This is a genomic window from Paenibacillus sp. 37 (assembly GCF_008386395.1).
Classification (GTDB): Bacteria; Bacillota; Bacilli; order Paenibacillales; family Paenibacillaceae; genus Paenibacillus; species Paenibacillus amylolyticus_B.
In genome coordinates this window covers 3698515-3716419 of record NZ_CP043761.1, presented here as the reverse complement: position 1 = coordinate 3716419, position 17905 = coordinate 3698515, and the positions used below count along the sequence as shown (strand labels likewise).

At 45.4% G+C, this 17905-nt stretch carries 12 protein-coding genes; 3 read left to right on the top strand and 9 right to left on the bottom strand.

Annotated elements, in window-relative coordinates:
* Positions 1-178 precede the first annotated feature (178 nt).
* Together F0220_RS15925 and F0220_RS15920 are read right to left on the bottom strand one after the other, a co-directional pair.
* On the bottom strand, positions 179-652 hold the full coding sequence (locus F0220_RS15925) for an SMI1/KNR4 family protein (protein WP_223199696.1): 474 nt from the start codon (positions 650-652) through the stop codon (positions 179-181).
* A gap of 180 nt (positions 653-832) precedes the next feature.
* Positions 833-7216 carry a rhamnogalacturonan lyase family protein gene (locus F0220_RS15920; RefSeq protein WP_105598854.1) on the bottom strand — a complete coding sequence of 2128 codons (6384 nt, stop codon included), beginning with the start codon at positions 7214-7216 and terminating at the stop codon, positions 833-835.
* A gap of 208 nt (positions 7217-7424) precedes the next feature.
* Here F0220_RS15920 and F0220_RS15915 point away from each other — a divergent pair, with 208 nt between their 5' ends.
* Positions 7425-8297 carry a helix-turn-helix transcriptional regulator gene (locus F0220_RS15915; RefSeq protein ID WP_105598853.1) on the top strand — a complete coding sequence of 291 codons (873 nt, stop codon included), beginning with the start codon at positions 7425-7427 and terminating at the stop codon, positions 8295-8297.
* Between the two features lie 118 nt (positions 8298-8415).
* Here the strand turns inward: F0220_RS15915 and F0220_RS15910 are convergent, their stop codons facing one another.
* Complete coding sequence (locus F0220_RS15910; RefSeq protein ID WP_105598852.1) at positions 8416-9153, bottom strand: SDR family NAD(P)-dependent oxidoreductase; 738 nt, start codon at positions 9151-9153, stop codon at positions 8416-8418.
* A gap of 176 nt (positions 9154-9329) precedes the next feature.
* Here F0220_RS15910 and F0220_RS15905 point away from each other — a divergent pair, with 176 nt between their 5' ends.
* Entirely contained in the window at positions 9330-9944 is a 615-nt protein-coding gene (locus tag F0220_RS15905; protein ID WP_105598851.1) for a TetR/AcrR family transcriptional regulator, read from the top strand.
* 264 nt (positions 9945-10208) lie between these two features.
* Here F0220_RS15905 and F0220_RS15895 read toward each other — a convergent pair whose 3' ends face one another.
* From F0220_RS15895 to F0220_RS15880, 4 genes are all read right to left on the bottom strand, one after another.
* Positions 10209-10940: a hypothetical protein gene (locus F0220_RS15895; RefSeq protein ID WP_105598849.1), complete on the bottom strand. Its 732-nt coding sequence runs from the start codon at positions 10938-10940 to the stop codon at positions 10209-10211.
* Positions 10941-10981: 41 nt separating this feature from the next.
* Positions 10982-11281 carry an immunity 53 family protein gene (locus tag F0220_RS15890; RefSeq protein ID WP_105598848.1) on the bottom strand — a complete coding sequence of 100 codons (300 nt, stop codon included), beginning with the start codon at positions 11279-11281 and terminating at the stop codon, positions 10982-10984.
* Positions 11282-11507: 226 nt separating this feature from the next.
* Entirely contained in the window at positions 11508-11762 is a 255-nt protein-coding gene (locus F0220_RS32915; RefSeq protein ID WP_210108222.1) for an Imm26 family immunity protein, read from the bottom strand.
* Between the two features lie 156 nt (positions 11763-11918).
* On the bottom strand, positions 11919-12812 hold the full coding sequence (locus F0220_RS15880; RefSeq protein ID WP_105598847.1) for a LysR family transcriptional regulator: 894 nt from the start codon (positions 12810-12812) through the stop codon (positions 11919-11921).
* Between the two features lie 127 nt (positions 12813-12939).
* Here F0220_RS15880 and F0220_RS15875 point away from each other — a divergent pair, with 127 nt between their 5' ends.
* Positions 12940-13803, top strand: a complete 864-nt coding sequence (locus F0220_RS15875; protein WP_105598846.1) for an alpha/beta fold hydrolase — start codon at positions 12940-12942, stop codon at positions 13801-13803.
* Between the two features lie 403 nt (positions 13804-14206).
* Here the strand turns inward: F0220_RS15875 and F0220_RS15870 are convergent, their stop codons facing one another.
* Both F0220_RS15870 and F0220_RS15865 read right to left on the bottom strand, forming a co-directional pair.
* Positions 14207-15862, bottom strand: coding sequence for a glycoside hydrolase family 43 protein (locus F0220_RS15870; RefSeq protein ID WP_223199695.1), 1656 nt, complete (start codon positions 15860-15862; stop codon positions 14207-14209).
* A gap of 62 nt (positions 15863-15924) precedes the next feature.
* The gene (locus F0220_RS15865) at positions 15925-17901 is read right to left on the bottom strand and encodes a YjhG/YagF family D-xylonate dehydratase (protein WP_091020967.1); all 1977 of its coding nucleotides are present in this window, start codon (positions 17899-17901) and stop codon (positions 15925-15927) included.
* Between the last annotated feature and the right edge of the window lie 4 nt (positions 17902-17905).

Sequence of the window (17905 nt, the reverse complement as noted above, 5' to 3'; positions counted from 1 at the left end):
GCTTGCTGTGGATATACATAGAGCTATGCCGATTATCGATTTTTCCATAGCCCTCGTCCAAGTCCAATTTCCTTTCATCATTATAGATTGATATTCAAATAAGTCAAACGCTTTCATAGAGGAGGGTAACATCTAAGAGATTAATAGATGAAGTTCTCTAAAAGAGATCGAAATTTGCTCAATAAAGTGTTATTGAATTCGACATAATGAGTTCCATAAACTCATTCAGATGATTAGCCACTTTTTTAATTTCTTCAAATTCTGGTTCTTCTCCATATACAATCGCTCCTATTTCATTGGATAAGTCAATAGCATAGAAGGAATAGACACCGTTAACAGAAATCATGATTGGTAGATAATGATTCCACCATGTCGTTATTTCTGATCTCCATTGATCGTCTCCGTTTGTTGCTTCCAAGCTGAGCAGTTCAAATTCATTCCATTGAAAATCAGCATCTGAACTATTTTTGTATTCACTCTCACAAAGGAACCATGTCTTTTCATCAGGGGTAATGCATTGTTCCATCACACGTAAAAAATCTAAATATTCTTCCGGAATAACTTTGTATCTAGTTATGAAACTGACATCTAAATCTAAATGATAATTCGATTTCTGAGTTATTATCCAACCGTTTGACTCAGCCCAAATCATAAATTCATGGATTTTGCTGCTCAAAGTACACCTTCTTCCCTCAAAATGGACTCTCTTTACAATTTTATCGCAAAATAAGTAAAAAGTGCTACTCCTCAAATGGATGAGGAATAGCACTTTTTTATAAACCTAACCTACTTTAATTCATTGTGGATAATGGAATGCCTCAAACATTTCAGTCTACTCTCGTACCGTCACATTTAATTTGTGTGATCTGGTTTCCCCTGAAGAATTACGAAGTACAGCTTCATACTCGTAGATTCCAAGTGCTCTTCCAGAGATAGAGGTAACCGCAGACTGTGCACCAGGCGAATGAGATTGCAGCGGTTGTGTGTCAATCAATACACCATTTTCGTAAAGTTCGTATTCGGTTGCGTTTGTTCCCCACCACAGATTCATGGTGACATTATAGTTGCCGTCACCGTCCCAGTTGTCGTTCGACAGAACGGCTTGCCCCGGAGAAGCATCCGTGACGATGACTGTCAGTGGAACACTCATGGTTGAACCCAGTGCATTAATCAATTCTCCAGTATAGATATAGGTGCCATTTTTCTTTCCAGTAATATCAACTTGAACAGATTGGGCGGATGGAGATTGATCGACCAGAGAAATTTCTTTAATCAATTCACCATTCTCATACAGCTTGAACTGATTGCCGTTATTCCCCCACCACAGATTCATCGTGATTGTATAGTCTCCGTCTTTGAGCCCCGTGTCGTAACCATTATTATCAGATAACACCGGAGTGCCAGGGGCACCGTTTGCTAGTGGCGTTGTCTGATGGAGCCATTCCTCCCACTTAATCAGTACACTTGCCTGCTCATCCGTAAATACGGTTCCTCTAGCTAATTGAACGTCATTACCGTAGGATGCAAGCAATTGACGCGCTTTTGCTCCTTCACGATCGTTTGCTGCCTGTTTGGCCTGCTGTAACGTGTTTGTGAGCTGATCAGCAAGAACACCAGCATTAGGATCGATCGATTCATCAGCAAAGGCGTTGGTCAGATTAATCAGGCTGTCGAATGTAGCAATAACGCCAAAACGATATTCTACCGTCTGTTCCCAGCCAGCCAAATCGGAGACCGTTGCCGTCACCTGGTTCAGGCCGGGTTCCAGTGTATACGCAGGAGTGTCGAGAAGCACACCCTCCGGTTCTTTCACACCGGATACCGAATCGGAAGCTGTATAACCAATTTCCACATGCTGATCAATGGTGTATTCAGCTTGACCATGAATTTCAATGGTTGGAGGTATAAGATCAATGGATATGGATAAAGACTGTTCGCTCTCTTTATTACCGTCAACATCGACACTCCAGTAGATAATGGTATGTGTACCTTCTTCAGTTAGAGTCAACTGTGTGCCACTAACCGTTTCGCCCCCATTGATTTGATAATAGGTCCCTTCGAGATCGGAATCTTCATCGCTTGCTGTGAAGGTTACTTGTGCCGGAGAAGTATACCAGTCGTTCTGCGATTCTCCTTCCACAGTTGCCGTAGTATGCGGGGCCTTCTGCTCCGGAGATTCCCCTTCCAACGTAACAAAATCAGATAAAGGTATATTCAATTCCTTCACAAGACGTGCCACGAGTTCAGAAACCTTGATTGCACCGTTCATTTGCAAATGTGTATTGTCCTCGGTTGTACCTACCCACATGAATATCGATTTGGTTCCTTCTGTGCCAAGCTCCTGGAAATGCTCCCAACTGGCTTGGTTCAGATCAATGATGAGTGTTTCCGTCTCCTGCGCTGTTTCTTTCATCGCCTGTACGTATTCCGGGAAGCTCTTGTTCAGCACTTCGCCGGTAAAATCACGACGATTCACTGGCGTGACCAGAACTGGAATCGCACCTCTCTGCAGAGCACCGTTAATGTATTCTTTTAGATATACCTTAAACTGCTCAGGCGTAAGATAACGCTCTGGACGTGAAGGTGTGGAATCGTTATGAGACCACTGCATGAACAGATAATCGCCTTCTTGAATGTCGAGTAAAATATCGTTGAGATATCCACCGACCAGGAAGGTCTTGCTGCTCAATCCTCCAATTGCCCGGTTATCAATACTGACTTCATTTGCATCAAAATATCCACCCAACGTTTCGCCCCAACCTGCTTGCGGACGGTAGTTCTCCGCATAATTGGCCACAGTGGAATCGCTGGCCAAATAAATAACAGGTTTATCGCTTGCACTGTGATCTGGCAGACGCTCCAGCTTCAGCGCATTGATCTTCGGTGCATTTCCGGTGAAGTTGAAGTTAAATACCCCATCAATCAGGGCAATGTCGTACGTAATTTCTTTGAATTCGCCCTTGGCAACGGTTGTGAGCGGCAACTTGGTCATTTGCTCCACAACAACATTTGCGCTAGTTGATTCCTCCGTATCCCCGATGGTCATCGTTACCCGATAATTGGCCGGCTCCATTTCCGCCAGGAAAGAGGTACCATTTACTCGTGTGAAATCTTCCTTGAGCAAATCTCCGGTTTCCCGGTTCTCATCTTTGGTCAGCGCAGTATCAGCAAAGCCGTACCCATTGCCTTCAATGTACGCTCTTTTGGCATCTACCTTGATGTATCCGTCGGCTGCGTCGCCAGAACCAAAGTCAAATTTGTATTCACTTATCTCTTCGCTTGGTTCACTTGTCAATGAATCCTTCGCCACAGTTAACATGTTAAACGTATGGTCAACTTGAGACTGCGTGGCTTCCGTATTGAATATGGCTTCCGCAGCTGCCAAAGCCCGGTTCACCACGGCCTTCGATGCATCCGTATAATCCGACAGATTCAGTGCTTTGATCTCATCGTACAGAGCTATCAAGGCCGTCTGATCGCCACTCTCTGAAGAGAGCTGAGTGCCTTCAATTCGTACGTTGTCGATCTGGGTAGTCCAGTTCAACGTGCCTCCACCGCCTTTTCTCGTTCCCAGGAACCGCATGGATCTGACGTTGTCCGCATATGCGGCGGAACTCAGCGAGATATCTGCAATCGTTTGGGTAACTGTCGGATCGGCTAGGTTCGTTAATGTCAGATCCAATGTTTTCTCGGCAAAATTAACGGTTGCATCCACATTGACCCACTGGTTCTTGGAAATATCTGTAGCCGTTCCCCCTTCGGGTATAGCTGTATCCCCTGTGCCGTAGTCTGGGTTATATGCACCGACAAAATAATGAATTTTGGTGCTTCCGGTTTTGGTATACAGCGTGAACAGTGCATTTTCGTTAGAATCCTGTATTGTGAGGTGACCTTCTGAAGGATAGGCACTCACATTACCGGATTGCCAGTCAAAGTTCACGTTCACCTGATCGCCGTTTACGGCATCGAACAGACGGAATACTTTGGCCCGATTGCCCGATCCGGAACCCGCTACGGACAGTACTTTATTTCCAGACTGTTCAACAACGGTTCCCGTCATGGTCCCTGCAATACCCGTGGCATTGACCATCGCATATTGGTAGCCCGCAGCATCACCTTCAAAATTCTCCTCATATAGCTGGGCTTCCGGCTCTGGCTCTGGCTCGGAAATATCCGGGTCAATGACCAGTGATGAAATGCTCAGCTCCATGTCTTTGACTGCACCAGCAACGAGTCCGGCAATTTTCTGTGCACCATAGCTGCTGAAATGCGTATTATCGTTGATACCATTTGGGTATTTTGGATATTCACCCGGATTAGCATATAAGAACACTTTTTCCGTAGCTGTGTTACCAATTTTGTCGTAGTAAGCAATACTCAACTTGCTCAGATCAATCAGTGGCACGTCCTGCTCTTCAGCTCCTTCTTTGGCAGCCTGAACATATGCCGGGAAGCTAACGTTGAATTCTTGAGTCACTGTATTAAAATCTCTGCGTCCAACCGGAGTCAGCAATACCGGTGTAGCGCCCCGCTGTTTGGCACCGTTTACATAACGAGCCAAATAAATTTTATAGTCCTCCGGTGATGCGTATCGGTCCGGTATCCCTGCACTGGCGTCGTTATGACCAAAGGAAATGAAGAAGAAGTCCCCCGGCTTAATTCGCTGCAGGATCGTATCGAGACGACCGTCTACCATAAAGGATTTACTGCTTCGACCACCGATCGCATCGTTCACGACGACTGCCCCATTGGAGAAATAACGTCCGAACTGCTGGCCCCATCCTTCTTGAGGAGCCTGCGCTTCACTGTAAGATTGCATGGTTGAATCACCAGCCATATAGATCGTTGTTGCCGCACCAGCCGCTTTCTCTGGATATTTTTCGATGATGACATCCTGGATGTCTATGGCTGTACCAGCGAAGAGCAGATCAAGCTGTCCATCCACCAATGCAACATCATAGGAATACTCCAGTGGTGTTCCAGCGGTCACATTTGTTATGGCGAGCTTCTGAACGAATTCGGATTTGACCCCCACGTTCGAATCATTGGTATCATTGCCCAATCGCAGCGTCACCTTATAGTTCGCATTGGGCAGATCAACGGCAAATGTCGTGCCCGCCGGGACCGAAACCTGTTTTGCCCCTACCGTAACACCATTTGTATCCTTGAAGCCGTATCCCGGATCTTGTGCGTAGAGCGTATCCTGTATGTTCGTACTTCCTGACGCAGTCTCTGTGCCAAAATTAAAACGGTAAACCTGCTCCGGCATTTCTGCTTCGCGAGTCAGCGCCAGATCAGCTTTAGGGAATGCTGTAGCTTCCGCTCCAAGATAAAAGCCGGTATGAGGCGGCTGGTTGTAGGCTACATTTTGCCAGGCTATGCCAAGTCGATACACAGGGTCCTGCATCAGCGTAGGGATGCGATAGTCTGAAGAAATGGTCGTTGTGTAGAGACGATACTCCGAACTATCTTCGCTCCGCAGCAGAAGCTCCTCACGCCAGTCGCCCAGAATGTCCGCCTGAAGTGCCGGATTGCCTTTGGTATGGTTGTTCGTTAACGTACCAGTTGCCCGGAAGATTTCATTCAGCTTTTTGTTTTGGTAATCCCACTTATAGATGAGCGGAATTCCTTTGGCTGTGCTATTATCCCACTCATGGTCCAACAGCTCCCGCTGAAGATCTCCATCCCACCAGATGGCAAAGTTGGCGGTTTTGGGCCCTTCGTCCACAGTGTAGATAGCCTCTCCTGCTGCTGAATAGGTATTGGTTACAGGTACACTTTGCCCGTTGGTAACGGTCGTGGCCCATGATTCGTAACCTGGATAGTTCGGATCAATGTCCGCCGACATCCCGCGACCGGTGTCAAAACCTGTTTTCTCACCCCAGAGGATTTCACCTGTTGCCGCATTGCGCATCTCCAGTCCGTATGCTGCATCCGAATGCTCGTGCACGCTTACGACCTGATAGCCCTCCCGGTTCGGATTGAGCTGGCCAGCGTGCATGGCGTCACCGTGGCCGAGTCCGGTGCTGTACAGCAAGCTGCCGTCATCATCAATGGCCAAAGCGCCAAACATAATTTCGTCCTTGCCATCCTGGTCAACATCCAGCACACTTAGATTATGGTTGCCCTGTGATTGATATTGTGAACCTACTTCGTTTGTGTCGAACGTCCAGCGTTTGACGAGTTTCCCGCCAACATAATCATAAGCAACAAGCACTGTACGGGTATAATAACCCCGGCTCATCACGACACTTGGCTTCGTACCGTCCAGATAAGCAATCGCGCCAAGGAACCGATCTACACGGTTGCCATAGCCGTCACCCCAATCGTTGACGTTGCCTCTTGGCGGATCATAATTCACAGTGGATACAGCCGCGCCAGTCTCACCGTTAAACAGCGTCAGATATTCCGGTCCTGACAGTATGTATCCGCCATCGTTGCGATAATCCTTCGTGCCGTCACCGATGACCGTGCCTTGGCCATCCTTTGTGCCGTCCGCCGTCTTGACAACAACCTCGGCCTTTCCGTTGCCATCGAGGTCATACACCATTAACTGCGTATAATGCGCTCCGGCCCGGATGTTGACTCCCAGGTCAATTCTCCACAGCTTGGTGCCGTCCAGTTTGATGGCATCGATATAGACATTGCCCGTATAACCGGCCTGCGAATTGTCCTTGGAATTGCTCGGACTCCACAGGAAAACAATTTCATATTCGCCATCCCCGTCCAAGTCAGCTACGGAAGCATCTCCTGCATAATAGGAGTAGGTTCCACCATCCTTGGTCCGGCCATCGGCCGGTTTATCGAGCGGAATAGGCAGATAATCGTTATGCCAGACCGATACAACCTCCGGTTGCATTTGCTCTTTGCCTGCAATAACGGTCGAGATCTGATATTGCGAGCTATCGAAACCAGTGGTGTCCACATAGTTCGTCACATCGCTTATGGGCGATGCGTTCACTTTGGTTCCATTTTTATATATATTAAAAGCGATATCATCTGGATCGTTGTTTAAATACCTCCAGCTCAGAAAAACGCCGTTGTCTACAAGAACCGCAACCAATCCCCGGTTAAGATACTCTGCTTGGCGACCCGGCAGGCTGCTTGATGACTCTGCGCGTATCGGCGCCGGAGGGACAGCCAGTGAAATAACCATAAGGAGTGCTAAAAAAGATACAAACATCGATTTCTGGATGGAAACAGTTCTTCGGATCATTCGATTAACTCCTCCTTATCTAAAAATTCATTTGTAGAATCATCAGTTCGATCCTGCCCAGCTTGTTGTCATATGAACACAATTTACAGCCACCTCCTTTTTATGTTACCGCTTACATTTATCTTACAGGTCTAAAAAAAGACAGACAATCTAAAAAATGTGACGTATTATATAAGATAATTGACTTTTTTAGGAAGGAGACGAAACGATGGTTCATACGGTTTCTTATGCTTTTCGTAATGACGATACATCAATCATGACACTGGACTCTATTGGATGGCAGATCGTTTCTAGCGAAGAGTATCGTTGTCCAAGTGATGATAGACCGGACCCGGGGCACGTCGTTTTTCAATACACACTTAATGGTCAGGGTTATCTGGATATTGAAAATCAAACGATTCCTTTACCAAAGGGACATGCCCTACTTGTTAAAATCTCCGGAGAACATTGCTATTACTACAAACAAGAGAACAATGAACCATGGGAATTTATATGGATCAACATTCGCGGGGATGAAGCCAACCGAATTTGGGATATGATTCATGATAATGAGGGACATGTCATTCGACGAAACGCGGACTCTCCCTTGATTCAAGAGTTATGGCAAATTATCCATTTGATTCATCAAGAGAAAGTCACCGACAAATATCGGTTGTCTATGCAAATCTATCGTTGGTTACTCATCTTGGTGCAGACGAGTCGGGATGCAGAGAGGGATATCGGTGCCCTTTCCATAACAACGATTGAGAAATGTAAAAAGTTCATCCGAGAGAATTATGCATCTCCATTGACGTTGGATCTTCTAGCCAGCCATTGCGATATCAATAAACACTACTTGTGCAGGTTATTTCAGAAATCCGAGAAAACATCACCGCTAGCCTATCTCAAAGACAGACGCATTGAGGTGGCAGTTCGACTTCTCCGCACAACGGAACTCCCGATTTCCCAAATCGGTCAACAATGCGGCTTTGAGAGCCCCAGCTATTTCGGCAAAGTTTTTCGGCAATATATGTCCATGTCACCCAAAGAATATCGCATGAATAAGTTGGAGTTTCCTTACGAGGCTATCTATTATGAATAGCTGTTTGCTAGTTGTCCTTGGATTGGGAACTGCTCTTATACCAATACAATAAAAAAAGCCGCTAGAATAGCGACTTTTAATGGAACTATGTTCTTTGTGTGCTTCGGAATTGCTGAACTTATTGAGCGGTGTATCCTCCGTCTATGATCAGGCTATTTCCTGTCATATATGAAGAATCGTCACTAGCTAGGAACAGAACGGCTTTCGCCATCTCTTCTGCTTGACCCAGACGTTTCATTGGCGTTGCCGCAGAAAGTGCTTGCTTGCTCTCTTCCGGAATAATCGGTGTATCGATGAAACCTGGACAAAGGGAGTTCACTCGAATATTCTGCTCAGCATACTCCAGCGCGAGGGAACGAGTCAGATTCACAACGCCACCTTTAGCTGCATTGTAAGCTGCTGAACCAGGCGAACCAACCCATCCGTACATGGATGCCGTGTTGACGATTGTGCCTCCGCCGATTTTCAGCATTTCGCGGATCGATTCACGAGCGACCAAGAATACGCCGTCCAGATCAACATTGACTGTATTGCGCCATTCGGCATAATCAAGCTCATGCGTCGGATGAACACGTCCGATTCCCGCATTGTTGAATACGATATCCACTTGACCAAATGCTTCTACGGTTTGTTTGAAAATCTCAGAAACCTCTTCTTCACTTGTTATGTTTGCTTTAATAAAGAGAGCCTCTGCTTTAAGCGCATTTAGTTCCTGCTCAAACGCCTTACCTTTTTCTTCATTCAGATCCACCAAGACCACTTTAGCTCCTTCGGAAACGAATAAGCGAGCTGTCGCTGCACCAATTCCGGATGCTCCTCCTGTGATGACTGCAACTTTATCTTGAAGTTTGCCCATGAATAAATCCCCCAGTATAATATTTTGAATAGCGCCTATATAAATAGTGCTATATGATGTTTACAAAACTAATTCTATGCTTAAAATTGTAACATTCCAATCATTAAGATATGACCAAGTGTCTACCTCGTAGACACTTCATAAAAATATGTCTATATTTATAGGAGTTTTTTTGAATGAATAATGAACTTACTGTGACAGCTCAACATCGTAATCGAACCAAGGAGCACCTAAAAACCGCTCTGATTCAGCTTATTAAGAAAAAAGGATTCCATGGTGTTTCTGTCAAAGACATCGTTGATCAGGCGGGTTATAATCGCAGCACGTTTTATTTACACTACCAGGATAAATATATACTCGCCGAAGAGTTGTTGACTATGACACTCGAAGGATTGAGGGGTGCAGTAGGTAAACCCTATTGGCACGGCCAAAAGGTTTCAACAAACAAGCTGGATGCCGAATCTTTTCAAATCGTGGATTATATCTACGAACACCGTGACTTCTTCGAACTGATTCAATACGATGATACGTTACCTGGTCTACATACAGGCTTTCCACAAACCATACTCAAAATCTATCAGGAGCAATTTGTCTTTGAGACGATCAACAATTACCCAGTCAACATGGACTATTTCAAGTACTACACCGCTTACGGTTTTTTTGGACTGTTGAACAATTGGATATTAAGCGGATATCGTGAATCACGTGAGGCATTTATCAAAAACGTGATTGAACTCACCAAAACGCATATTCACTCTTTTCATTATGTGGGTAAGACGTTTGATTCTTGATCTCGTGAATAAGCTAGTCATCTGGGCATCGAAAGATATGTCTGCCGAAGATAACAGGCCAGTTGCAGATGGAGCAGATGCTCCTGATTACTCAGGGCTTCGCCCAGACACCAATGGGACGCAAAATCACAAGGGGATTTACAGCATAAATAAAAACGGGCATGTCATTTATACGAGAGAAATGTAATTCTCAAGATAAATACATGCCTAATAATAAAAGAGACCATGACACCAGCTGGACAATGTTTTCTAGCAGCCAAATAATTAATGTTCTAGGGTTACAGAAAATTTTTCAGTGCCTGTTTTATTAATTAAAGCAACTTCGAAATCAGATACCCATGTAAGCTCCCCTAGATGTTCAGCATAGGCAAATTCATCTGGTTGTTCTGATATGACCTTCTCTAAAAGTACTTGCGTGCCATCAGGTTGTAAAATAGATAGGAATATATTCATACTTTCTACGTTATGATGACATATGACTTTAGCAATGTACTTCTTATTAGGGCTCTTTACGTCTTTTTTCCAAGTCCATTCATTTACATACTCTAACTCCTCGATTTGCAAAGCTATCTCCCTAAACGGATCAATATCCCAATTATTACAAAGAACCAGTTTCTCTATGCCTTCCATTAGCAGTCGAAGCGTAGTCTTTTTTTTCTCCAACTCATTTTTTTCACTAAAGTCATTCAAACTAAATTGGATTGGTACCGAACACACACCAGAATGGTTAACAATACGTTCATCCGTAATGTTTTCTACACATTCTATTAGGACTTTCCAACAATCTTTCGTTTTGTATTTCCCCAACAGCCGTTCATACATCGCTGTAATACAGCGGGTTTCCAAACTAAAAGAGCGTCTTTTCCATTTCCAATTTAATGCATAATCTAATTTTGTTGCTTCGTTGTACTCACATTTTTGTTTTGTCATTATAGATTCAATATTTTCATCATCTACAATATACGGTAAGTCTATATCGAATTCTTTTAGATACATATGGTTCTCTCCTTAAATTACTCCCGATGGTTAGTGCATTATTAACTTCTATCCAAACTTGAAGCCCAATTTTTAAAGCAATTAAGCATCTCTTCCAAATTTTTTGCTCCCCCTGCACTATGAAACACGCCATCTCTTACGATACAGTAGAACCAATCTTCTTCATTTCTCTCTTCTTCAATCGAATCAAATGGTACATCTTCTAAATATGTATCCGTCAAGTCGATTTCGACAGACCAACCAGGATTATCCACCGTATCAATTCGCATACCGTATGAATGTTCCCAATCACCGTCACAGTTTTCATAATACCAGCTTTGAATCCAGTTGAGAGTATCCATCGTCATGACCTCTTTTTTTATTTTTTCTACTCTTTTAACTTATTATATAAAGGAATCCTTATGCAATGTGTGATCTCCCATTATCCTATCCACAATATGTTGAGCGTCCCACACAGCTGCAATTTCTAATCCCTGGCATTCTTCTGGCTCAGAACGTTCAATCTTTCCCTTGTACTATGTCGGATATTCTTCCTGTCAGTTGATCAATTATACACGCAGGAGGCGGTCAAGCCTCTTCTTCATCTTCAAAAGGTCGGTTTTCTACGACAGGCCAATCACCTGATTTTAAGGCATCATCATATATCCCGACAATAAATTGATAATCCTCTTGCTGTGGTGTATCCTCCATGGTGCTACCAATGCAATTATAAATGGCTATACTTGCATCTTTAAATCTTCTTCCAAATGCATAATTACCATTAGACAGAGGTATGGCATATAGATCTCCCAATTTGATGCGTTTACGTTTTGTATTTTTCATGATTTTCCCAACTCCTTCTTCGTAGTTAAGGGAGATTATACGGCTATCTTCCATGGCTCGATATTACTATGGAAGAGAAGATATGCAGGTCGAACTCCGCGGAAACATGACCTGGCAAGTCCTGCTCATGGTGAGATTAGAGAATAATTTTAACGATCAGTCTGATACGAATGAAGACAAGAGCTCAGATTGAAATTGTTTTGCTGTGAAATTAAGCTCACGATTTTTGTGTACGATTAGACCATGTATAAAACTCATTTTAGAGTCAAAGGGAAGAATTTGTAGTGTACCTTTCTTTAATTCATTTTGAATCGCTATTTCAGGAATTAGAGCAAAACCTTTTCCACAGCTTACATATTGTTTTATCATTTCCAAACTCGGCAGTTCCAGCGCATCTTTTACCCGAATCCCGATATTTTTCAAAACATCTACGGCAGACGTATGATACAAGCATGATGTGCCGTTACTGATAAACTGTTGGTCCTGTAGAATCTGGCCTCCCGAATCGCGCACTTTCCGAGCAATATCCTCAGATGCTGCAAACACGATCGTCTCGTCTAATAGAGGGTAAAAAAGAATATCCTGACGATTCGGATTCTGAGGAACAATACCAAAATCCAGCTCATAGTCCAGCACACCTTTCAGGATATCTTGATACGTTCCCTGTTCTATACGCAGATTCACAGCTGGAGCATTTTTGGTGTATTCCTGGACAAAGGGCAGCATCCGAGTAAGAAAAAAAGATTCTTGTGTTCTGATACGGATGGTTCCGCTTGGCTGATCGAGCTCCTTCATGCGTTCTGAAAGGCATTCGACGAGATGAACATACTGATAAGCATATTTGGAAAATGCGTGCCCTGCCTCCGTGAGTTCTACTCCTCGCGGATATCGATGAAACAATTTTTGTCCGATAATTCTTTCTAACTGCTGGATATGAGTGGTTACCGTAGATTGAACATAACCCAAACGGTCTGCAGCCCGACTGAAACTTTTTTCCTCCAATAAGGCAATAAACGCTTGGAAGAAACGTCCTTCTAATGCATCAATCACGTTGCATCACCTTTCGTTATTTGAATTAGAAATAGCAGGTATTCGATCTATTCGTTAGTCAGATGGATAATGGTATTGTACGATATCTATAGTAGTTTGACACCAATAACTATAAGGAGATGTCTCTATGAAGATTAGTTATCAGCGGCAAAAAGTTGGAGAGGTCGATGTTTTTTATCGTGAAGCGGGTCCCAAGGATGGTCCAATTATGTTGTTATTACATGGGTTCCCCTCTTCGAGTCATATGTTTCGCGACCTGATTCCCAAACTGGCAGTACATTACCGTGTCATTGCCCCGGATCTCGCTGGATTTGGTCAAACAAAAACGCCGCCCCGCAGTCAATTCAACTTCACATTTGAGAACCTGTTCCAGGTGATTGAAGGTTTTACTCAAGCCCTATCTCTCAATAAGTATGTACTATATGTATTTGATTACGGTGCACCTGTAGGGTATAGATTGGCCGTTGCTCATCCGGAAAAGGTTCAAGCTATCATTAGTCAGAATGGGAATGCATATATGGAGGGATTTAGTGACGCATGGGGAGCCTGGGAGACGTACTGGCAGTTACCGACACCGGAGAACCGTGAAGCATGTCGTGATTCCTTGAGCCCTGAAACCATTCGTGATTTTCAGTATCTGCACGGTGCCGATGCCAGCCTGGTTTCACCTGACGGGTATACACTGGATATCGCGTACATGTCACGACTGGAAGCGGAAGAAATTCAACTGGACCTGATTCTGGATTATCGGACCAATGTGGATCGTTATCCGGACTTTCAGGCATATTTTCGTAAGTATCAACCTGCACTTTTAGCTGTATGGGGCAAAAATGATCCTGCCTTCCTCCCTGCTGGTGCAAAGGCATACAAGCGTGATATTCCATCGGCGCAAATCCATTTGCTGGATACGGGACATTTTGCTCTCGAAACACATGCTGATGAGATTAGTGAGCTCATTCAGCAGTTTTTGGCACCCCTCTCCGCCTATTAGGAAGTTAATACAGTCGTACACGCAGACCATGGAATTCTCTTTGTCCAGATGTGCTCATTGATTCTGTTTCAATTTCTTTATTTTAATCCGATGGATTCACAGAAAATCCAGTTGGGGAATTCAGTATCTTCTCTCCCATATAGGATCGTATCTCCTTTAGCTAAAACGATGGGATCAGGATAGTTTGAATTATGGGGTTGAACAACTTTATATAATTTCATAATACGCCTCCAACTAATATATTCGACCTGTTACCGACAAACATAATATCATATTATTATGTAGTTATTCATCCCTATTTTATAAAGAAGCGCCCCCTTCACAAGGGAGCGCTTCTTTATCCGAATAGAAATATTTTAACATGAGTCCACCTTATAACATTTGGGTAATATTACACAATATTCTAATTTCTAGATAACTCTCCAGACACACCATCCGCAGAATCTATATGGCCTAATGCATTCAATTCATGCTTTGTTTCTCTATACACAAAGTAATCAAAATCGGCATGTTTTCGTGTTCCGCCGAGGTCCTGCACACAAAGTCCAATGTAGGCTCCCGTAAACCGAATATATTCCGGAGATTCATCGGACAGATGTGTGATATCAACCCACTCGCCTGCATGATTCCAGGATGAATCACTATTTAACGCATAGTAAAAGCGGGCGCGATCATGATCAACCACTACTTTTAAGCGGAGCGTATTCACAGACTCTAGCGGAATATCCTCCAACAGTTCGTCGTAAACCCCGTACTTGGACTGAATAATTCCCAAGCACAGCCCCTTCTCTTCATGATAAGTTACTCGTAAATAGAGATAGTCCTTGGTATCGTAGTACAAAATCAATCCTGCCATTTGCCGTGGATGGTCCGGCGCAAATTCCAGAGCTGTTTCGGCTTCACACTCAAACGTTTGCAATCTTCGCGCGATCATGCTTTGCCTATGCGTTGAACTCATCGACTCCATACCGTGCAAGCGCAAGTAACCGGGACGTTCCATTAAGCTGAGCCAAGTCGGGTCGGGTGGAATGCGAAGAGTATTCCAGTCATTCCGAAGCTCGAATTGATCAAAGTGATCCATTTCCGCTATCGGTTCAAACGGATGTGCCGTAATATTTGGTGCAATGACCTGGACCTCGGGATACCGGTTACCGCTCGCAAGCTTCAGCCAGCCGTCCTCGCTCCACGTACACTTCTGAAGTGCGGTCTCACGTCCAAGAATGCAATACTTTTGATGAATTGGTCGTCCGACCAGATGAGCCATGTACCATTCGCCGGTATGTGTTTCAACAAGGCTGCCGTGGCCTGCCTTCTGCAGAGACAAATCCGTTCTGCCATATGAAGTAAGGATCGGATTGGCAGGATCAACCTCGTAAGGGCCTTGTAGTGTACGGGAACGTGCTACTGTAACCGCATGCTCATACCCCGTTCCCCCTTCAGCTGTAATGAGATAATAATAGTCCTTGTGTTTATACAGATGAGGTGCTTCGGTTAATCCTAAAGCGGTTCCTTTAAAAATGTTCTTGGCTGGCCCGACCAGCTTTTGTTCCCGAACCGAATACTCCTGCAGAACGATGCCTGCAAACCGGTTTTTGCCCTTGCGGTGATCCCATATCATATTGACCAGCCACTTGCGTCCGTCCTCATCATGAAACAAGGAAGGATCAAAACCGCTACTGTTGAGAAATACCGGTTCGGACCAAGGTCCTTCAATATCGGTTGCAGTCACAAGGTAATTGTGAGTGTCTTTAAAGGCACCTACCCGGCTTTTGACATCGGTGTAGATCAGGTAAAACACACCGTTCTCGTAACTAAGACATGGTGCCCATACACCTCCGGAGTTAATGTTGCCCTCCATGTTCAACTGCGTTGCACGAGTCAGCGGTGAAGTGATTGGTCGCCAATGAACCAGATCTCGCGAATGGTGTATGCGTACACCGGGGAACCATTCGAAGGTGGATGTGGCAATATAATAATCTTCTCCCGCCCGGCATATGGACGGATCTGGATGAAATCCGGGGAGGATGGGATTGGTGATCATTTTCTTGGTCATGTTCATGGAAGAAACCTCCGGTATGAAAGTGATGATCTGTACAACAGCAGATACACAAAAGGTAGAAATCAGTACCAGCCCAGCGCTTTTTTGCCGGCTTCCAGAGCAGTTATAATACGCTCTACATCATATACATTCCCTCTCCATGTTCCACCACTGACCGATTGCAATGCAGCCCAGAGCTTTGTATCATCCGGCAAAGCTTCATCAGGTCTCATATCCGGATGGAAGGTCCTTTGTGCCAGAATGACAGCACCTTCTTCTGGAGAAACCTCGATCTCTCCTTCTCCGATAAAGTTAATGCTGCCTTCCAGCGTGTTACGATCCACCGCGATGTCAATCAGGTCTCCGTTCCGCAGCTTGCCAATCGGTCCGCCTGCCAGCGCTTCGGGGCCAACATGACCAATACACGCTCCGGTGGAAACACCGGAGAAGCGGGCATCCGTAATCAATGACACGTATTTGCCAAAAGGCAAATGTTTAAGCGCAGATGTAAGCTGGTACGTCTCCTCCATTCCGGTTCCCGATGGACCTCGCCCAAGAAGCACAACGACATCTCCAGCCAGAATACCCCCAGTTTTAATCGCATGGATCGCCTCACGTTCAGTGGTAAATACCTTGGCTCTGCCACGATGACGGTACACACCATTTTCATCCAGCACAGCAGGATCAATAGAGGTGGATTTGATGACAGAACCTTCCGGAGCGATATTCCCGGTTGGAAATGTTACGGTCGAAGAGATGCCAAGTCGCTGGGCGTGATCTACACTCATGATGACACTGTCCGGATCAATGCCGTCCTGCTCTTTCAACTGCTTCCGCATGAGATGACGGCGCTCCGACGATTCCCACCAATCCAGCACCTGCCCCAATGACGTACCTGTAACCGTTGGTACAGACTCATCCAACAGACCAAGTTGTCTGAGGTGAAGCATGACCTCTGGTACACCTCCGGCCTGAAAGACGCGAATAGTCGGATAAAAGATCGGTCCGTTTGGCAGGGCACTAACCAGTCTTGGAACATTCTTGTTGACCTGTATCCAGTCCTGTACCGTAGGCACGGTTAAACCAGCCGCATGGGCTATCGCCGGTATGTGAAGAAGCAGATTGGTCGATCCGCCAAACGCAGCATGCACGGTCATTGCATTACGAATGGATGCATCCGTGACAATGTCCGCCATCCTCATCCCCTGAGACTCCATATGGATGAGTGCACGTGACGATTGGCGCGCCATTTCAAACCAGATGGGCTGCCCGGAAGGTGCAAGCGCGGCATGTGGCACTGTCATACCCAATGCCTCTGCTACAACCTGGGCTGTAGCCGCGGTACCCAGAAACTGACAGCCTCCTCCCGGTGTAGCACAAGCTCGGCATCCTAAATCGGACGCCATTTCCAGAGAAAGTTCCCCGTTGACATACCGTGCACCGATGGTCTGAATTTTACCGGCGTCCTCTCCATCGGTAGGCGGAAGTGTGACGCCACCGGGAACGATTACACCAGGCAATTGAGGCATGCCGGCAAGCGCGAGCATCATCGCTGGAAGACCTTTGTCACAAGTGGCGACACCAAGCACGCCTTTACGCGTTGGCAGCGAGCGAATCAGTCTGCGAAATACCATAGCGGCATCATTCCGGTACGGAAGCGAGTCAAACATGCCGGTTGTCCCCTGTGATCTGCCGTCACACGGATCGCTGACATATCCGGCAAACGGGATTCCTCCACGGCTTGACAGTTCTTCTGCGGCAGCCTTCATCAGCAGGCCGACCTCCCAGTGGCCCGTATGGTAACCGAGTGCTGCCGGGCTGCCGTCTTCATTGCGTATGCCACCTTGAGTACTCAAGATCAGAAATTGTTTTCCGTTCAATTCCCCAGGCTTCCAGCCCATTCCAACATTCTGGGACATGCCAAACAAGTCGCCGCTTGGAGCATTCCGCAGCAAATCATCCGTTAAAGGAAGACGTCCGGCAGCCCCTGGAGCATGGGCTATGATATCAAAGCAGTTGGATGCGGTCTCTCCCATAATCGACGTAATCTGTTCGTACATGGTA

Bases quoted from the DNA above. Each gene is read 5' to 3' on its own strand.
- F0220_RS32915 (WP_210108222.1), bottom strand. From the start codon at position 11,762: ATGAAAAATACAAAACGTAAACGCATCAAATTGGGAGATCTATATGCC.
- F0220_RS15870 (WP_223199695.1), bottom strand. From the start codon at position 15,862: ATGAACATGACCAAGAAAATGATCACCAATCCCATCCTCCCCGGATTT.
- F0220_RS15915 (WP_105598853.1), top strand. From the start codon at position 7,425: ATGGTTCATACGGTTTCTTATGCTTTTCGTAATGACGATACATCAATC.
- F0220_RS15910 (WP_105598852.1), bottom strand. From the start codon at position 9,153: ATGGGCAAACTTCAAGATAAAGTTGCAGTCATCACAGGAGGAGCATCC.
- F0220_RS15925 (WP_223199696.1), bottom strand. From the start codon at position 652: ATGATTTGGGCTGAGTCAAACGGTTGGATAATAACTCAGAAATCGAAT.
- F0220_RS15865 (WP_091020967.1), bottom strand. From the start codon at position 17,901: ATGTACGAACAGATTACGTCGATTATGGGAGAGACCGCATCCAACTGC.
- F0220_RS15905 (WP_105598851.1), top strand. From the start codon at position 9,330: ATGAATAATGAACTTACTGTGACAGCTCAACATCGTAATCGAACCAAG.
- F0220_RS15890 (WP_105598848.1), bottom strand. From the start codon at position 11,281: ATGGATACTCTCAACTGGATTCAAAGCTGGTATTATGAAAACTGTGAC.
- F0220_RS15895 (WP_105598849.1), bottom strand. From the start codon at position 10,940: ATGTATCTAAAAGAATTCGATATAGACTTACCGTATATTGTAGATGAT.
- F0220_RS15875 (WP_105598846.1), top strand. From the start codon at position 12,940: ATGAAGATTAGTTATCAGCGGCAAAAAGTTGGAGAGGTCGATGTTTTT.
- F0220_RS15920 (WP_105598854.1), bottom strand. From the start codon at position 7,216: ATGATCCGAAGAACTGTTTCCATCCAGAAATCGATGTTTGTATCTTTT.